Source organism: Bosea sp. RAC05 (assembly GCF_001713455.1).
Lineage (GTDB): Bacteria > Pseudomonadota > Alphaproteobacteria > Rhizobiales > Beijerinckiaceae > Allobosea.
Map to the genome: position 1 here is coordinate 3,699,039 of NZ_CP016464.1, position 17,748 is coordinate 3,716,786.

The following is a 17,748-nucleotide window of genomic DNA, read 5'->3' on the forward strand; positions in this document are numbered from 1 at the left end:
CCTGCGCTGAGGAAGGCGGACACCGCCCGGCGATCGGGCCGACGATCGGGCGAGCCGCGCTTCAGCGCGGCTTCTTGCCCTTGAAGGGCGCCTTGCCCGCAAAGGACTTGCCGGCGCCCGACTTGCCGGCGCCGAAGGGCTTCGGCGCATAGGGCTTCTTCTCGCCATAGGGCTTGTCGCCGGCCGGCTTGTCGAAGCCAGGCTTGTCGAAGCGAGGCTTTGGCCCTGAGCGGAACGAGACATTGGGGTCCGACAGCGCCTCGCGGTCACTGCGCACCGGGTCATAGGCCTTGGCCGCGCCGAAGGGCTTGGACTTGCCCTCATAGGCCTTCTTCTTGCCCTCATAGGGCTTCTTCTCGCCGCCCTCGTAAGGCTTGGCCTCGGGCCTGGCCTCGTAGGGTTTGGGCTCATAGGCCTTCTTGGCGTAGGGCTTCCGGTCCCCGCCCTCATAGGGCTTCTTCTCGTACGGCTTCTTTTCGTAGGGCTTCTTCTCGTAGGCCCGGGCGGGGCGCGCATCGCCGTCGCGCTCGGGCTTGGCATAGGGCGCGGGCGCATGGCTCGCCTTCTCGGCGAAGGGCTTGGCCGGGCGGCGCTCGTCCTCGCCGGTCACCGGCTCGATCACGATCTTGTCGCGGTCGACGGCCTTGGCCAGCTCGTAGAAGCGCTCAGCGACATCGGCGTCGATCTCGACCTTGGTCTCCTTGTCGAAGATGCGGATCGCGCCGACCTCGTCGCGGGTGATCTTGCCGCGGCGGCAGATCATCGGCAGCAGCTGGCGCGGATCGGCGCCGTCCTTGCGGCCGACGCTGAGGCGGAACCAGACGGTGTCGCCACGCGGGCCCGATTTGTGGCGCGGCGCGTCGGAACGCGGGCTGTCGTCGCGGTTCTCGCCGAACCGCGCGCCCTCGCGCGGCGCATAATCCTCACGCGCCCGGGCCGGGCGGCGCTCGTCGCGGGCGAAGTTCGGGTCGCCGACCTCCTCGGAGGCCGGCAGGCGGGCGCGGTAGATCCGCACCAGCGCGGCCGCAATCTCGTTGACCGAGCGGCCGGCGATCAGCGCCTCGACCATCGCGGCGTCGACCTCACCGGGCTCGCCAGTCAGGATCGGGTCGTTCAGCAGCCGCTCCTTGTCGAGCGCGCGGATCTCGTCCTGCGTCGGCGGGCCGGCCCAGACGGCCTCGACCTTGGCCTCGGCCAGCAGCATCTCGGCCTTGCGGCGGCGCGACGGCGGCACCAGCAGCACGCTCGTGCCCTTGTTGCCGGCACGGCCGGTGCGGCCGGAGCGATGCTGCATCACCTCGGGATCGTTGGGCAGTTCGGCATGGATCACCAGCGTCAGCCCCGGCAGGTCGATGCCACGGGCGGCGACGTCGGTGGCGACGCAGACGCGCGCCCGGCCGTCGCGCAGCGCCTGCAGCGCCGAATTGCGCTCGCTCTGCGAGAGTTCGCCCGAGAGCGCCACGGCCGAGAAGCCGCGCTCCAGCAGGATCGCCTCGAGATGGCGCACCGCGTTGCGGGTGTTGCAGAACACCAGCGAGCACGGCGAATCATGGAAGCGCAGCAGGTTGACGACCGCGAGCTCGGCTTCCTTCGGATAGACCCGGATCGCGCGATACTCGATGTCGGCATGGCCGCCGGGCGTGGCGGCGACCTCGATGCGCAGCGCATCGTTCTGGTAGCTCTTGGCGAGCTGGATGATCGCCTTGGGCAGCGTCGCCGAGAACAGCAGGCTCTGGCGCTCGGCCGGCGTGGTCTTCAGGATGAATTCGAGATCGTCGCGGAAGCCGAGGTCGAGCATCTCGTCGGCCTCGTCGAGCACGACGGCCTTCAGCGCCGAGACATCGAGGCGATGGCGCTCGATATGGTCGCGCAGGCGGCCGGGGGTGCCGACGACGACATGGGCGCCCTCGTCGAGCAGGGCGGCCTCGCGGCGCGGGTCCATGCCGCCGACGCAGGCGATGATGCGGGCATTGGCGTGCTTGTAGAGCCAGGCGAGCTCGCGCTGGACCTGCAGCGCCAGTTCGCGCGTCGGCGCGATGATCAGGGCGAGCGGCTTGGCCGCACGGCCGAAGGCCTCGGCCTCGCCGAGCAGCGTCGCGCCGATGGCGAGCCCATAGGCGACGGTCTTGCCCGAGCCGGTCTGCGACGAGACGAGTAGGTCGCGCCCGGCGGCGGACGGCTCCAGCACGGCGCTCTGCACCGGCGTCGGTTCGGAATAATTGCGTTCGGCGAGCGCGCGCGCGAGCGGCGCACTCGAGGTCAGGAAGGACATGGGACAGAGGGCCTAGGGTTACGGCGCGGAATCGGAATGACGGCGCAGGATGTCGGCGACGGGCGCAGGGCGCAGCCATCGATTGTGGGGCTCATAGCGCAAATGGCGACAGAAAGAAACCGGGATGGCAATCGCACCCTTAAAGGATACGCTCCACGATCCAAATGCGCCGTCATTCCGGACAAGCCGCGCCAGCGGCGCCGCTCCGGAATCCATCATAGAGCGCAGTGCCCGACGATGGATTCCGGGCCTTCGCTTCGCTCGCCCGGAATGACGGAGCGGGGTTGATCGGCTTGCCCTTGACGACTCAGGCCCGTCGCGCGATCCCGCCGCCGCTTGCAGGGAGAGCGATGCGGATGCGGTGGGCGATTGTGGCGGGGATCTTGATGGCAAGCGCGCAGGCTCACGCCCAGGACGGCGCGCAGATGATGACGCTGGCGGAGGTCAAGCAGCGCCGGGCCGAACTCGCCGGGCTCTTCGTCCGCGTCGAGAACGTCACCGTCTCCGGCTTCACCATGGCCCGCGGCGGCCTCGCCCACGACGCCAGCGGCACGGTGCGCCTCGACGATGCCGGCATGCCACAGGACACCATCACCTATCTCGAACGCCATTGCGCCAGTGGCGGCGCGAAGCCCGGCGCAGCCGCCCCGGCCGGCTGCCGCGGCGCGCTGGAGTTCACGGTCGCCTCGGCGCAGGGCGCCTTCACCATCAGCGACGCGCAGTTCATTCCGCAGAACTGAGGCACATGGCGACCGCCCGGCGCACCGCCTTGCCAAGGCGCGACGCCCTGCGCTGTGATCGGGTTTCTGCGGAGCAGGGACGGTTTTCATGGATCATCAGACACGCCGCTTCGGCCGTTACGACGTCTCGATCCTGCATGACGGCTTCTACGAGGCGCCCATCGACGTGCTGACGCATGCCTCCGGCCCGGCCGCGCGCGACGGCGCCATCGCGACATGGGGCCGGCCGACACTGCGCATCGTCGTCAACTGCTTCGTCCTGCGCGGGCCCGGCGGCATCACCCTCGTCGATGCGGGGACAGGCACGTCCTGGGGCGAGGCCTATGGCCATGCCCGCACCGCCCTCGATACGCTCGGCGTGACACGCGAGAGCATCGACCGCATTCTGATCACCCATCTCCACGGCGACCATGCACTCGGCCTGTTCGCTGGCGAGACGCCCTACTTCCCCAATGCGCGCGTCCTCGTGCCGGCCACCGAGCTCAGCTTCTTCACCGACGCGGACAAGCGCCTGAGCACGCCCGAAAACCGTCGCGGCGGCTTCGCCATCACCGAGACGCTGCTGCGCCTCTACCCCGAGCGCGTCGACACCATCGCCCCCTCCGGTGACATCCTCCCGGGCGTGACGCTGATCCCGCTGCCCGGCCATACCCATGGCCAGGGCGGCTATCTGATCGAGAATGGCGGGCGCGACCTGCTGCTCTGGGGCGATGCGGTCCATCTCGAAACGCTGCAGGCGGCCGATCCCGATGTCGGGCTCGTCTTCGATTTCGACGGCGCGGTCGCGGTCGCGACGCGTCGCGACATCCTCGGGCGGGCGAGCGATCAGGGCTGGATCGTGTCCGGCGGTCATGTCGAGGGCTTCAAGACCGTCAGGCGCGTCGGGAACGCCTTCGAACTGGTGCCCGCCGCCTGAGCGAGAACTACCCCCGCACCCCGGCCGCCTCCAGAAGCCGCCCGGCGGCCGCCCTCGCCTCTTCGGTGATGCTCGCGCCGGCCAGCATGCGGGCGATCTCCTCGCGCCGCGCCTCGTCTTCCAGTCCGGTCACGCGCGTCACCGTGCGCGAGGCGGCGTCGCCCGGCAGCGCCGATTTGGCGATCAGGAAATGCTGGGCGGCCTTGGCGGCGACCTGCGGCGCATGCGTCACCGAGATCACCTGGACCTTGCCGGCGAGCCGCGCCAGCCGCTCGCCGATGGCGTCCGCGACCGCGCCGCCGACCCCGGTGTCGATCTCGTCAAAGACCAATGTCGGGGCCGAGCCGCGCTCGGCCAGAACGACCTTCAGCGCCAGCATGAAGCGCGAGAGTTCGCCGCCCGATGCCACCTTCATCATCGGGCCGGGCCGTGTCCCCGGATTGGTCTCGACCCAGAACTCGACTCGGTCGAAGCCCTCCGGCCCCCGAGCCGTCTCGTCGCTGTCGATCCGGGTGATGAAGCGGGCCCGTTCCAGCTTGAGCGGCGGCAATTCGGCCTTGACGGCCGCGTCGAGCTTCGCCGCCGCCTTCTGGCGGGCGGCGGACAGCTTGCCCGCCAGCCCGACATAGGCGGCCTCGGCCCGGACGAGGTCCTCTTCCAGCCGTCGGAGCGAAATCTCGCTGTCGTCGAGTGCACTGAGATCGGCCGCCATGCTCTGCGCCAGCGGCACCAGCCCCTCGACCGGCACGTCGTATTTGCGCGCCGCGCCACGCAGCGCGAAGAGCCGCTCCTCGACGCGCTCCTGCTCGCGCGGATCGTATTCGGCGGCACGCATCCCGGCCGACAGGGTCTCGCCCGCCTCCTCCAGCGCGACGATCGCGGTGTTGAGCGCAGCCAGCGAGGGATCGATCAGCGCCGGCGCCTGTCCGGCCCGGCGCTCGAGGCGACGCAGAACGGCCGAGAGCGCGGAAATCGGCGAGCCCTGCCCGGCCACCGCCTCATGCGCATCTATCAGGTCACGGGCGACCTTCTCGGCCTGCATCATGCCCTGGCGCTGCGCGGCGAGCGCCTCCTCCTCGCCCGGCTTGGGCGCGAGCTTGCCGAGCTCGGCGACGGCATGGCGCAGGAAATCCGCCTCCTTGCGCGCCGCCTCGACGCGCATGCGCTGCGCCTGCAGGGCCTGGCGCGCGCGCTTCAGCGTCTCGCTGGCGGCGATGACGGACTCCGCCTGCGCCTCCAGCCCGGCGAAACCATCCAGAATCAGGCGATGCTGCGCCGGGTCAGTCAGCGCGCGGTCGTCATGCTGACCATGGATCTCGACGATCGCGGCGCCGATCATCCTGAGAATCTGCACGCTGACGGGCTGGTCGTTGACAAAGGCGCGCGTGCGCCCGTCGGCATATTGCACGCGGCGCAGGATCAAATCGCCGTCGGTGTCGATTTCCTGGGCCTGAGCCAGCTTGCGGGCGCCATGCTCATGCGGCAGGTCGAATACGGCGCTGACCTGGCCCTGCGTCTCGCCATGGCGCACGAGGCCGCCATCGCCGCGCCCACCCAGCGCCAGCGCGAACCCGTCGAGCAGGATCGACTTGCCGGCGCCGGTCTCGCCGGTGAGCACACTCAGGCCGTCACGAAACGTCAGGTCGAGACGGTCGATCAGGACGATGTCGCGTATCGACAGTTGGACCAGCATGGCACTCAGCGCAGGCTCAGGAAGCGGGGCATGCGCAGACGACCCTCATGGCCGGCGAAACTAGCTCCGCCCGCCGAACCCGACGATGCCGGTGACCGCGCGCGAGAAGCCCTGGAAGGCGCGGCTGATATAGGAACCACGGTCCTCACGCGGCTGCAGGCCGCCGCTCTCGAGCAGGACATAGGCGTCCTTGTACCACGGGCTGTCCGGGAAGTTGTGGCCCAGCACCGCTGCGGCGGTCTGCGCCTCGTTGGTGATGCCGAGCGCCATATAGGCTTCCGTCAGGCGCATCAGCGCCTCTTCGACGTGACGCGTGGTCTGGTACTTGATGATGACGTCGCGGAAGCGGTTCACCGCACCCGTATAGTTGCGCTTCTCGAGATAGAAGCGCCCGACATTCATCTCCTTGCCCGCGAGCTGGTCGCGCGCGACGAGGAGCTTCTCCTTCGCGTCGAGCACATATTCGGACTTCGGATATCGCTCGATCAGCTGCTCGAAGGCGGCGATGGCGAGCTGGGTCCGCTCCTGGTCGCGCGTCGCATCGGGGATCTGGTTGAAATAGGACATCGCCATCAGATACTGCGCATAGGCCGCATCCGGGCTCGCCGGGTTCTGCGCGATGAAGCGCTTGGAGGCGGTGATCGTCTCCTCCCACTTCGCCGCCTGGTAATTGGTGTAGGCGGCGAGAATCAGCCCCTTGCGCGCAAAGGGTGAGAACGGCGCGCTCTTGTCGATCTCGTCGAACTTCTTCGAGGCGCCCTCGCTGTCGCCGTTCTGCAGGCGCGCGAGCCCTTCATTGTAGAGCCGGTCGGCCGGGACGATCTCCTTGACCTCGGGCTTGTAGACCTCGGGCCGATCAAAGGGATTGAGCGACGAGACGGTGTCGCAGCCGCCGAGCAGCAGGGCGGCGCCGAGCGCGAGGGCCGGGCCCTTCGCCATCGATCCGGCGCGCTTGGATGTCGGGTTCTTCAGCCGCATGACGCTCACGTCGTCCGTCCTCTTGTCATCGTCCCCGCATCGGTGGGGATGCATGCCTTACCTCAGACGCCGATGGCGCGCCACTGCCGAAAGCAGGAGCCCACGGCGGCAGGGACGTCTATTCGACAGAAAACCGGCAACAGGAAGGCGCGCGAGCGCGAAGCGCTCAGTGCACGTCCGGCGCGAAGGCCGCAGGCGCGGCGGCAGCCATCTGCACGGCCCGCGGCGCGGCATAGACCGGCTCGGCCTCGACGATGGCGTAATTGGCGCGGTCGGCGAAGAGCGCCTCCAGAATCCGCACATTCATGCGATGCCCGCCGCAATAGGAGCGGAACTCGCCGACGATCGGATAGCCCGCCAGCGCGAGGTCGCCGATCGCATCCAGGACCTTGTGGCGAACGAACTCGTCGCCGTAGCGCAGCCCCTCGGGATTGATGACCTTGTCGTCGCCGACGGCGACGGTGTTGTCGAGCGAGGCGCCGAGCGCGAAGCCCGCCTTCCAGAGCTGCTCGACATCGCGCATGAAGCCGAACGTGCGGGCGCGGGCGATCTCCTGCGCATAGGCCGAGGCCTCGAGGTCGAAGACCTTGCGCTGACGGCCGATCACCGTGGTGTCGAAATCGATCTCGACATCGAGGCGGAACCCGCTCTTGGCCGGCAGCAGCTCGGCGAAGGCGCGGCCATGCTCGACACGCACCGGCTGCAGGATGCGCAGATAGCGGCGCGGCGCCGCAAGCCCGACCAGGCCGGTCGTCTCGATCGCGGCGACGAATTCGGCGGCGCTGCCGTCCATGATCGGCATTTCCGGCCCGTCGATCTCGACCAGCACGTTGTCGAGGCCGAGACCGGCGCAGGCCGACATCAGATGCTCGATCGTGGCGACGGAGGCGGAGGCGCGATCCCCGATGACGGTGCACAGCTCGGTCGCGCTGACCTTGGTGTGCTTGGCGTGGATCAGCTGGGCGGGCGCATTCTCGAGGCCCTGCCGCAGGAACACGATCCCGGAATTGGCGCTGGAGGGCTTGAGGCAGATCGTTGCGGGAGCTCCGGAATGGACACCGATCCCGGTCAGGGTAACGGGGGCCCGCAGGGTCGTCTGCCGATCGAAGCTCATTCCGGTATCCAATCCTGATCGCGAACGACGCCGTTTCATCGGGGCATTTCCCCGACGGGGCAGTTCGTCTGCGATGCGTCCTGAGTCCAGGAGAGGGCGCGGCCCGGCTCCCGTCTGTCGTGGTGCAGCCGCAACATAAGCTTTCCGAGCATGGTCACAAAATCACGCTTTCTTTCGCTCTGTTACAGGACACCGCAACGCGCAGAGGGACTCTATCAGATTGGAATCGTTATCGTTTTCGACAAGGCAAATCCCGGCGCGCAGGAGGCGCGCCGGGACGGTGTAACAGCCCGTGAGAGCCGGGCGGGCGCTCAGTTGGCCTGCCGACGCAGGAAGGCCGGGATCTCGAGATGATCCTCCTCGCTGGTCCGATTCGGTGCGGCGCGGCCATGCGGGTCGAGCTGACCCTGGGCCGGGCGGGCGACCGGCGCCGCCGGGCGGCGCATGTACTCGGCATGGGCCGCGCTCGGAGCCTGCGGCATGGCCGGAGGCTGGGGAGCCTGGCGCACCGCAGCCGGCTGGGCCTCGACCGCCTCCTCTTCCTTGCGGCCGAACCCGACCGAAGCGAGGCGCTGCATCAGCGACATGCGCTTCTGGTCGGCGACGCTGGGCGGCGGCGGCGCAGCCTGGGCGCCGCGATGGGCGGCGATCTGGGCCTGCGCCGGAATCGGCAGATCCTCGACGCGGGGCATGCGGGTCGGACGCACCACCGAACGCTCCGGCATCGGCGGGATGAAGCTCTCTTCGAGCATCGGGGCGGGCTCGGGCTGATGCACGGGCTCGGGAGCCGCGGCGGCCATCACCGGGCGCGGCTGCGCCGGAGCGATGCGGATGTCCTCCGGCAGGCCGCGCGGGGCGCTGTCGATTGCGTGCGGCATCCGCAGCTCGAGCGGCGCCTCGGGAGCGACCGGCGCCGGCGCCGGAGCGGCCTGGCGGGCCGGGGTGGCGGTGCGCAGGCGGGCCTCGGCCTTCAGGCGCTCGGCGACCTGGGCGATGCGCGCCTCGGTCTCGTCCATCTCGGCCTGCGTCGTGACCGGCTTGTCGATGCCCGTCGCAACGACCGAGACACGCACGATGCCTTCCAGCGCCTCGTCGAAGGTGGCGCCGACGATGATGTTGGCCTCGGAGTCGACCTCCTCGCGGATACGGGTGGCGGCCTCGTCGACCTCGTAGAGCTTCATGTCGCGCCCGCCGGTGATCGAGATCAGCAGGCCGCGCGCGCCCTTCATCGAGACGTCGTCGAGCAGCGGGTTGTTGATCGCGGCCTGGGCCGCGTTCAGCGCGCGCTTGTCGCCCTGCGCCTCGCCGGTGCCCATCATCGCCTTGCCCATGCCGCGCATCACGGCGCGCACGTCGGCAAAGTCGAGATTGATCAGGCCGGGGCGGACCATCAGGTCGGTGATGCAGGCGACGCCGGAGTAGAGCACCTGGTCGGCCATGCCGAAGGCGTCGGCGAAGCCGGTGGTCTCGTTGGCGACACGGAACAGGTTCTGGTTGGGGATGACGATCAGCGTGTCGACCGCCTCATTCAGCTCGCTGATGCCGGCCTCGGCCATGCGCATGCGGCGATGGCCCTCGAACTGGAACGGCTTGGTGACGACGCCGACCGTCAGGATACCCATGTCGCGGGCGACGCGGGCGATCGCCGGGGCCGCGCCCGTGCCGGTGCCACCGCCCATGCCGGCGGTGATGAAGACCATGTGGGCGCCGGCGAGATGGTCGCGGATCTCGTCGATCACCTCCTCGGCAGCCGCGCGGCCAACCTCGGGCTGGGAGCCGGCGCCGAGACCCTCGGTCACCTGCAGGCCCATCTGGATGATGCGCGAGGCCCGTGACAGCGCGAGCGCCTGGGCATCCGTGTTGGCAACCACGAAATCGACGCCGTCGAGACCGGCCTCGATCATGTTGTTGACCGCATTGCCCCCGGCGCCACCGACGCCGAACACCGTGATCCGGGGCTTGAGTTCCCGGATGTCCGGGGCTTGCAGATTCATCGCCATGGTTGCCTCTTTTGATCCCTTGTCCGGCGCCTGGCGGGAGCCGTCCCGATTGCTACATTCGACGCCGTGGCTTCCCCGCCGCGCGGGCTCGCCGGTACTCACTCTGCTTTCGAACGGAGGGCCTGACGGCCGTCCGCTCAGAAACTCTCTTTCAGCCACCGCCCGACGCGGGAGAAATACCCGTCGGTTCCGGTGGCGAAATAGGCCGCGCCCGCGCGGGGCTCGAAATGCTCGACATAGGCCACCTGCGGGTAGACCAGCAGGCCGACGGCCGCCGCGAAGGCCGGCCCCTTGCCGGCTTCGGGCAGGCCCTTGATGCCGAGCGGCCGGCCCGTGCGGACCTGGCCGCCGAGAATCCGCCGCGCCACCTCGGGCAGGCCGGTGAGCTGGCAGGCCCCGCCCGTCAGCACGACGCGACGGCCGGCCTGGGCGGAGAAGCCGGCCTGGGTCAGGCGGTCGCGCACCAGTTCGAGGATTTCCTCGACGCGCGGCTTGATGATCCGCACCAGCTGCGACTTCGGCAGGTGGTTGGGCGTGTCGCGCTCGTCGTCATCGACCTGCGGCACGGAGATCATGTCGCGCTCGTCGGAGGCGCTGGAAATGCAGGAGCCGTGCAGCGTCTTCAGCCGCTCCGCGGCCGCGACACGGGTCGAGAGCCCGCGCGCCACGTCCATGGTGATGTGGTTGCCGCCGACCGCGATCGCGTCGGCATGCATCAGGTGGCCGCCGGAAAACACGCCGAGGCTGGTGGTGCCGCCGCCCATGTCGACCACGACGACGCCCATCTCGGCCTCGTCGTCGACGAGCACGGACAGACCAGAGGCATAGGGGGTCGCGACCACCGCCTCGACCTCGAGATGGCAGCGTTCGACCGCCAGCATGACGTTGCGCGCGGCCGAGGCCTCGCTGGCGACGACATGCATGTCGACCGAGAGCTTGCTGCCGATCAGCCCGCGCGGATCGAGCACGCCCGGCACGCCGTCCAGCGCATAGCCGGTCGGCAGGGCATGAAGCACGGCCTTGCCGGGCCGCAGCGCATGGGTGGCGGCATGGGCGAGCACGCGCTTGACGTCGCCGTCGCCGACCGAGCCGGCGCGCAGATCGACGCTGGCCGCGTAGTGCTGCGAGGCGAGGCGCCCGCCGGTCAGGTTGACGATGACCGACTGGACCTCGACCTTGGCCATGCGCTCGGCGGCGTCGACCGCGGCGCGGATCGCCTTCTCGGCGCTTTCGAGATCGATGATCGCGCCGCCCTTGAGGCCGAGCGAGCGCTGGTGGCCGATGCCGATGATGCGCGCGACATGGGTGCGGCCGCGCAGCCGCTCATTGGCCTCGGCCGGGTTCAGCTCGGCGATCAGGCAGACGACCTTGCTCGTGCCGATGTCGAGAATCGACAAGGTCGCGCGCTTGCGCGACGAGAGCGGACGCATCCGCGGCGTCAGGCCCTGGGAGGTGACGTGGTTCATGCTTCGCCTCCCTTCTTCTTGGTCTTGCTCTTGAGCTGCTCGGCGCGGGCGGCGGCGCCCTCCTCCGTGAGCCGCATGACGACCCGGTCTGGCTGGCGCAGGTCGATTGCCAGCAAATCCTTGTCGAAGATCCGGAAGTCGGCCTGGAGGGCCGCCAGCCGCTTCACCGCCGCGGCCGGCTCCGCCTCGGGGAGGCGCACATCCATGCCGTTGTCGAGCTTCAGGTTCCAGCGCCGGCCGGCCACCAGCGTCGCCGCGCGGATCTGCGCGGCGATCGGGCCGGCTTCGCGGCGCAGGGCGATGTATTCGCGGGCGCGGTTGTTGGCGTCGACACCGACGACCAGCGGCAGATGGGCGAAGCGCCCGTCATCCATCTTGTCGATCACCGTCCCGTCGGCGGCGATCACGAACAGCTCGCCCTTCACCTGCCACAGCGCGAAGGGCTCGCGCTCGACCAGCGTGATCGCGACCTCGCCCGGATAGAGCTTACGGACCGTGGCCTCGCGGATCAGCGGTGCGGATTCGAGGCGCTTGCGCGCCTGGTCGGCATCGAAGAAGGCCAGCGAGGTCTTGGGATCGATCCCGGCCGCGACGAGAACCTCGACCTCGGAGAGCTCGGCGATGCCCGAGATCGTGACGCGATCGATGCCGAAGCCGACGAAGCGGGCCAGCATGTGATGCGGCTCGCCGTAATTGGCCCGCAGTGTCTCGAAATGGCCGCCCAGCAGCGTCCCGGTCCCGATGCTCAGGCCGAGGAAACCGAGCGCCATCCAGGTGCCCAACCGGCGCGGCATGCGCTGGGCCAGGGGCACGGAGACCGCACTGCGGCGCGATCGGCGCAGCCAGCGCCCCTGCCGCTCGCCGACGAGCAGCTGCGGCCCGGGAGCCGGGACCGGCAGACGCGCAGCGGAAACCGCCGCCGTTGTCTTCACCGATCGAGGGAGGCGTCCTCCACCATCCATGTGACGCGTTCACCGAAGTTGAGCCCGCATGGGCAGCCAGGGCGGCGCTGAGCCGATTCGGTCACGCCGGGCCATCGGGAGCCTTTCCGCAGGGGCGAAACACGCTGTTTCGAAGCCCTGACGGAGATCGGTTCTGCAGACGTCCCGGCACCCGATTGCTTGATGCGCCGTTAACGCCCACTCTTCGATCTGCTGGTAAATTTTTGGTAAAGGATGCGCTCGGGAGATGGGGATCGGGAGCGGATTCCCGCGTTTCTTCCAAGGTCGGATTTGGCCTCGGGCTGCAGGATCGAGGGCACGCCCGGCGACCGAGCGACATGCCAGTCATTGCCGCCAGCCCCGCAATCTTGTATATACGGGATTATGAAGATCCTGTGGGATGAGCCTAAGAGACTGGCGAATCTCGACAAACACGGGATGGATTTCGCTGCGCTCGATGAGCGCTTCTTCGCAGAGGCCCGCGTCGGGCCCGCCCGGGATGGCCGGTTGATGGCGGTGGGACAGTTGGACGGCGTCGTGACGGTGGTCTTTGTGACGCTGGGGACCGAGGCCTTGTCCGTCATCAGCATGCGACCAGCCTCAAGCCGCGAGAGGAGCAGCCTATGACAAAGCCATTCGTTCCCGGGCGGGGTTACGAGAAGGCGGATTGGGATGCCGTCGACAGTCCCGAGCTGACGGATGCGGAACTCGCGGGTCTGCGACCGATGCAGGAGGCCATGCCTGCCATCCACGCGGCACTTCAGGAAGGCCTGCGCAAGCGCGGCCCCGCCAGGACCAAGGAGGCCGTTTCGATCCGGCTCGATATCGACCTCGTGGAACGACTGCGGGCGTCCGGCCCGGGCTGGCAGTCGCGGGTCAACGACGCGCTGCGCGAGTGGCTGCAGCGAACGGCCGCCTGACGTTCAGGCGGCCACCCCGATCCGCTTGATCTCCCAGTGCAGCTCGAAGCCGGAATGGTCCTTCACCCGGCGCCGGACCTCTTCGCCCAGGCCCTCGACATCGGCCGCCGTGGCACCGCCCGTATTGATCAGGAAGTTGCAGTGCATCTCCGACACCTGCGCACCGCCGAGCCGCAGGCCCCGGCAGCCGGCGGCGTCGATCAGCTGCCAGGCCTTGCCGCCTGGCGGGTTCTTGAAGGTCGAGCCGCCGGTGCGCTCCCGGATCGGCTGCGCCGCCTCGCGCGCCGCGGTGACGCGGTCCATCTCCGCCTGGATCGCGTCCCGGTCGCCCGGCCGGCCCTGGAACAGCGCCGAGGTGAAGACGATGTCCTGCGTGTCGGCACCGCTGCTGCGATAGGAGAAGCCCATCTCGGCATGGGAGAGCGTCACGAGCGCGCCGGCACGCGTCACGCCGCGGGCCTCGACCAGCACGTCGGTCGTCTCGCCGCCATGGGCGCCGGCATTCATCCGCAGCGCCCCGCCGATACAGCCGGGGATGCCGCGGTAGAAGGCGAGCCCGTCGAGCGCCGCATCGGCCGCCGCCCGCGCCAGCTTGACGTCGGGCACCGCAGCCCCGGCCCGCAGCCGGTCGCCGGGTTCGAGCGCGATCTCGCCGAAGGCCTTGCCGCCGAGCCGGATCACCAGCCCCGGAATGCCGCCGTCGCGGACGATCAGGTTCGAGCCCAGCCCGACGACCGTGAGCGGGATCTCCTGCGGCAGGCCCGACAGGAGATGCGCGAGATCGGCCTCGTCGGCGGGCGTGAACAGCGCCTGGGCCGGCCCGCCGACCCGAAACCAGGTCAGCGGCGCCATCTCGGCGTTGGACAGCAGACGGCCACGGAGTTCGGGCGCGGCGGCGCGGAGGGCCGGGGTGATGTCCGGAAAGCTCATGCCGCGGGCTTCGGCGGCGGCAACGCCGCCAGCTCTCCCGGCAGGGCATAGGCCCATTGCGTGATGTTGCCGGCGCCGAGGAAGACGACATAGTCGCCCGGGCCGGCCAGTTCCGCGATCATGCCGGGGAGCTGCTCCGGCCCTTCCAGCGGCAGCGCATGGCGGTGGCCGCGCGCCTTGATGCCCGAAACCAGCGAATCGCGGTCCGCTCCCGCGATCGGGGCCTCGCCCGCCGCATAGGTGTCGGCGACGATCACCGTGTCGGCGTCGTTGAAGCAGGCGGCGAAATCGTCGAACAGGCTGGCCAGCCGCGTATAGCGATGCGGCTGCACGATCGCGACGACCTTGCCCTTGGTCGAGGCGCGCGCCGCCTTGAGCACGGCTGCGATTTCGACCGGGTGATGGCCGTAATCGTCGAAGATCAGCGCCCCGTTCCACTCCCCGGTCTTGGTGAAGCGGCGCTTCACGCCACCGAAGCCGGCAAGCGCGGCGCGGATGCGCTCGACGGGGATGCCGAGATCATAGGCGACCGCGATCGCCGCGGTGGCGTTGAGCGCGTTGTGATGGCCGGGCATCGGCATGATCAGGTCTCGGACGACCTCGTCGCGGCCGCGCTTGCGGTCGCGGATCAGGAGCGTGAACTTCGCCTGCCCGCCCGAGAGATCGATGTCGATCAGCCGGAAATCGGCCTGGGGATTTTCGCCATAGGTGACGACGCGGCGGTCCTCGATCTGCCCGACGAGGCCCTGCACGGTGGGATGGTCGATGCACATCACCGCAAAGCCGTAGAAGGGCAGGTTCTCGACGAAGGAGCGGAACGCCGCCTTGATCGCGTCGAAGGTGCCGAAATGGTCGAGATGCTCGGGGTCGATATTGGTGACGATGGCGACGTCCACGGGCAGCTTCAGGAAGGTGCCGTCCGATTCGTCGGCCTCGACCACCATCCAGTCGCTCTCGCCCATGCGGGCATTGGTGCCGTAGGCATTGATGATGCCGCCATTGATCACGGTCGGGTCGAGCCCGCCCTTTTCCAGGAGCGTCGCGACGAGCGAGGTCGTCGTCGTCTTGCCATGGGTGCCGGCGATCGCGATGCAGCTCTTCAGCCGCATCAGCTCGGCCAGCATCTCGGCCCGGCGCACCACCGGCAGCCGCTTCTCGCGCGCGGCGACGAGCTCGGGATTGTCGCGCTTGATCGCGGTCGAGACCACGACGACCTCGGCCTCGCCCAGATTCTCCGCCTTGTGCCCGACGAAGGTGGTGATGCCCTTCTCGGCGAGACGCCTGACGTTGGCGCCGTCCGAGGCGTCGGAGCCCTGCACCTTGTAGCCGAGATTGTGCAGCACCTCGGCGATGCCGGACATGCCGATGCCGCCGATCCCGACGAAGTGAATGGAGCCGAGCTTCGGCGGCAGCTTCATGATGCGGCGATCCTTGGTGAGGTTAGAAGCCGGCGACGTCCGTGACGACAGCGGCGAGTCGATCCGCGGCGTCGGCGATTCCGGCGCTCTTCGCGCTCTCGGCCATGACCGTCAAGTCCGACGGCTGCTGCATCAGCCTGGAGAGCTCGCCCGCCAGCCAGCGCGGCGTGAAATCAGGCTGCAGCACACGGATGGCGGCACCGCGCTTCTCCAGGAAGGCGGCATTGGCCGCCTGGTCCTGGTCGAGCGAGCCCGGCAGCGGCACGAGGATGGCGGGACGACCGATCACGGTGAGTTCTGCGACCGTCGAGGCGCCGGAGCGGCCGATCACCAGATGGGCCTTCGCCATCCGGGCCGGAAGGTCCTTGAAGAAGGGCGCGATCTCGGCCCTGACACCGAGGCTCTCATAGATCCCGCTGACGCGGCCATCGTCCTCGGCACGGGCCTGCTGGGTGATGACCAGCCGCGCCCGCTCGGCGGGAGCCAGCAGCTGGATCGCGGGCGGCAGGATATCGGCCATGACGCGCGCGCCCTGGCTGCCGCCGAAGACCAGGAGGTTGAACGCTCCTACGCCCGGCCCGGAATAGGGCGAGGCCGCCGCCACCACGGCCGGGCGCACCGGATTGCCGACATGGCGGCATTTCGCGCTGGCCTTGGCGCTGAGGCCGCCCACCTCCGCGAATCCCGTCGCGATCGCGTCGACCCAGCCCGAGAGGAAGCGGTTGGCCCGCCCGATCACGGCGTTCTGCTCATGGACGAGCGTCTTCACCCCGCCCAGCGCCGCGCCCAGAACGGGCGGCACGGTGGGGTAACCGCCGAAGCCGACGACCAGCCCCGGCTTGAGGTCCCTGACGATCCGGCGCGCCGCGAACACGCCCTTGGCGACCTCCATGGCGACACGGATCTTGCCCGACAGCGGCAGGCCGGACGGTGTCGCCGACGGCACGGGGATGACCGCATCGGCCGGAAAGTCGCCGGCGAACTCGGCACCGCGCGGATCGGTCATCAGCACGATCCGGATGCCCCTGGCCCGCAGGGCGTGGCTCAGGGCCTCGGCCGGGAAGAGATGGCCGCCCGTGCCGCCGGCGGCGAGAATGACGAGCTTGGCCTTTCCCATCGCGTCAGCTCCTGAAACGGCCGAAATCGACGGCCCGCGGCCGCTTGCGAGTCAAGGCCAGCAGGAATCCCGTCCCGATCGCCAGCGAGATCAGCGACGAGCCGCCATAGGAGATGAAGGGCAGCGTCATGCCCTTGGCCGGCATCATGTGCAGGTTCACCATCATGTTGATCGCGGCCTGGATGCCGAAGAGCAAGGCGAGGCCGGTGACCGCCAGCCGGATGAACGGGTCCTCGGCCTTCTGCGCGACGAACAGGGCCCGCAGCACGATCAGCGCGAACAGCATCACCAGCAGGATGCAGACCGCGATGCCGAATTCCTCGGCCGTCACGGCGAAGATGAAGTCGGTGTGCGCGTCGGGCAGGATGCGCTTCACCGTCCCCTCGCCCGGGCCTTTCCCGAGCCAGCCGCCCTGCGCGAAGCTTTCGAGTGCGGTGTCGATCTGGAAGGTGTCGCCGGAGCCCTTGTCCATGAAGCGCTCGATGCGGGCGCGCACATGCGGCACGAGCTGGTAGGCGATCAGGATGCCGACGGCCCCGGCTCCGCCGAGCCCCAGAACCCAGAACCAGTGCAGGCCGGCGACGAAGAACAGCCCCGCCCAGACGAGGGTGACGAGCATGGTCTGGCCGAAATCCGGCTGCAGCACCAGCGGCGCGATCGTCGCCGGCAGCAGCAGGAAGGCGATCCAGGTCCCCGGCAGGTCCGGCCGGCGGCTGCCTTCGGAGAAGGCCCAGGCGGCGAGCACGACGAAGGCCGGCTTGAGGAACTCGGAGGGCTGGACCGAGCCGATCGGCCCCAGCGTGAGCCAGCGCCGCGCCCCCTTGACCTCGACGCCGAGATAGAGCGTCGCCACCACCATGGCGAGCGAGACGGTGAAGATCAGCAGGGCCAGACGCCGGACCTGGCGCGGCGTCAGGAAGGAGACGCCGACGAAGACGGTCATCGCGGCGACGAGATAGACCGCCTGGCGGTTGACGAAGTGGAAGGTCGACAGGCCGAGACGTTCCGCCACGGGCGGGCCGCCGGCCATCAGCAGCACGACGCCGGACACCATCAGTGCGACGAGCGCGCTCAGGATGACGCGGTCGATCGACCACCACCAGCGGCCGCTGAGAGAAGGTTCGGCGCGCGAGACCATGACGGGGCTCCAGAGCAGGCGCGGAGCGGACGCAAAGGCCCGCTCCCAATCCGAATCACTCTGTCAACAAAGGGTTAACGGAATGATTCCGAAGCCCTCGCCGCT

15 protein-coding genes are annotated in these 17,748 nt (G+C 69.2%); 4 read left to right on the forward strand and 11 right to left on the reverse strand.

Features of this window, described 5'->3' with window-relative positions:
* Window positions 1-61: 61 nt before the first annotated feature.
* Window positions 62-2,272: a DEAD/DEAH box helicase gene (locus BSY19_RS21020; RefSeq protein ID WP_069055841.1), complete on the reverse strand. Its 2,211-nt coding sequence runs from the start codon at window positions 2,270-2,272 to the stop codon at window positions 62-64.
* A 386-nt stretch (window positions 2,273-2,658) separates the two neighbouring features.
* On the opposite strand from BSY19_RS21020, the gene BSY19_RS21025 reads away from it, so the two are divergent.
* Together BSY19_RS21025 and aidB are read left to right on the forward strand one after the other, a co-directional pair.
* Window positions 2,659-3,012, forward strand: coding sequence for a hypothetical protein (locus BSY19_RS21025; RefSeq protein ID WP_150129683.1), 354 nt, complete (start codon window positions 2,659-2,661; stop codon window positions 3,010-3,012).
* An 88-nt stretch (window positions 3,013-3,100) separates the two neighbouring features.
* On the forward strand, window positions 3,101-3,928 hold the full coding sequence (aidB, locus tag BSY19_RS21030) for an AidB family quorum-quenching N-acyl homoserine lactonase (protein WP_069055843.1): 828 nt from the start codon (window positions 3,101-3,103) through the stop codon (window positions 3,926-3,928).
* Between the two features lie 7 nt (window positions 3,929-3,935).
* Here the strand turns inward: aidB and recN are convergent, their stop codons facing one another.
* The 6 genes from recN to BSY19_RS21060 form a co-directional block, all read right to left on the reverse strand.
* Window positions 3,936-5,621 (reverse strand): DNA repair protein RecN, encoded by a 1,686-nt coding sequence (gene recN, locus BSY19_RS21035; protein WP_069055844.1) that lies wholly within the window; start codon window positions 5,619-5,621, stop codon window positions 3,936-3,938.
* A gap of 60 nt (window positions 5,622-5,681) precedes the next feature.
* Window positions 5,682-6,599, reverse strand: a complete 918-nt coding sequence (locus BSY19_RS21040; RefSeq protein ID WP_069055845.1) for an outer membrane protein assembly factor BamD — start codon at window positions 6,597-6,599, stop codon at window positions 5,682-5,684.
* 166 nt (window positions 6,600-6,765) lie between these two features.
* On the reverse strand, window positions 6,766-7,713 hold the full coding sequence (gene lpxC / locus BSY19_RS21045) for a UDP-3-O-acyl-N-acetylglucosamine deacetylase (RefSeq protein ID WP_069055846.1): 948 nt from the start codon (window positions 7,711-7,713) through the stop codon (window positions 6,766-6,768).
* A gap of 311 nt (window positions 7,714-8,024) precedes the next feature.
* The gene (ftsZ, locus tag BSY19_RS21050) at window positions 8,025-9,713 is read right to left on the reverse strand and encodes a cell division protein FtsZ (protein ID WP_069055847.1); all 1,689 of its coding nucleotides are present in this window, start codon (window positions 9,711-9,713) and stop codon (window positions 8,025-8,027) included.
* Between the two features lie 137 nt (window positions 9,714-9,850).
* Window positions 9,851-11,179, reverse strand: coding sequence for a cell division protein FtsA (ftsA, locus tag BSY19_RS21055; RefSeq protein ID WP_069055848.1), 1,329 nt, complete (start codon window positions 11,177-11,179; stop codon window positions 9,851-9,853).
* The gene (locus tag BSY19_RS21060; RefSeq protein WP_236840419.1) at window positions 11,176-12,111 is read right to left on the reverse strand and encodes a cell division protein FtsQ/DivIB; all 936 of its coding nucleotides are present in this window, start codon (window positions 12,109-12,111) and stop codon (window positions 11,176-11,178) included. Before BSY19_RS21060 ends, ftsA begins: the two co-directional genes overlap by 4 nt.
* 393 nt (window positions 12,112-12,504) lie before the next feature.
* On the opposite strand from BSY19_RS21060, the gene BSY19_RS21065 reads away from it, so the two are divergent.
* Window positions 12,505-12,747, forward strand: a complete 243-nt coding sequence (locus BSY19_RS21065; RefSeq protein ID WP_069055850.1) for a BrnT family toxin — start codon at window positions 12,505-12,507, stop codon at window positions 12,745-12,747.
* Entirely contained in the window at window positions 12,744-13,040 is a 297-nt protein-coding gene (locus tag BSY19_RS21070; RefSeq protein WP_069055851.1) for a BrnA antitoxin family protein, read from the forward strand. Before BSY19_RS21065 ends, BSY19_RS21070 begins: the two co-directional genes overlap by 4 nt.
* A gap of 3 nt (window positions 13,041-13,043) precedes the next feature.
* On the opposite strand, the gene murB is transcribed toward BSY19_RS21070, so the two are convergent.
* Genes murB through BSY19_RS21090 form a run of 4 tightly spaced genes read right to left on the reverse strand, consistent with a single transcriptional unit; the run spans window position 13,044 to window position 17,643 of the window.
* Entirely contained in the window at window positions 13,044-13,970 is a 927-nt protein-coding gene (murB, locus tag BSY19_RS21075) for a UDP-N-acetylmuramate dehydrogenase (protein ID WP_069055852.1), read from the reverse strand.
* Complete coding sequence (murC, locus tag BSY19_RS21080) at window positions 13,967-15,388, reverse strand: UDP-N-acetylmuramate--L-alanine ligase (protein WP_069055853.1); 1,422 nt, start codon at window positions 15,386-15,388, stop codon at window positions 13,967-13,969. Before murC ends, murB begins: the two co-directional genes overlap by 4 nt.
* 22 nt (window positions 15,389-15,410) lie before the next feature.
* Window positions 15,411-16,505 (reverse strand): undecaprenyldiphospho-muramoylpentapeptide beta-N-acetylglucosaminyltransferase, encoded by a 1,095-nt coding sequence (gene murG, locus BSY19_RS21085; protein ID WP_069055854.1) that lies wholly within the window; start codon window positions 16,503-16,505, stop codon window positions 15,411-15,413.
* A gap of 4 nt (window positions 16,506-16,509) precedes the next feature.
* Window positions 16,510-17,643 (reverse strand): FtsW/RodA/SpoVE family cell cycle protein, encoded by a 1,134-nt coding sequence (locus BSY19_RS21090; protein WP_069055855.1) that lies wholly within the window; start codon window positions 17,641-17,643, stop codon window positions 16,510-16,512.
* Between the last annotated feature and the right edge of the window lie 105 nt (window positions 17,644-17,748).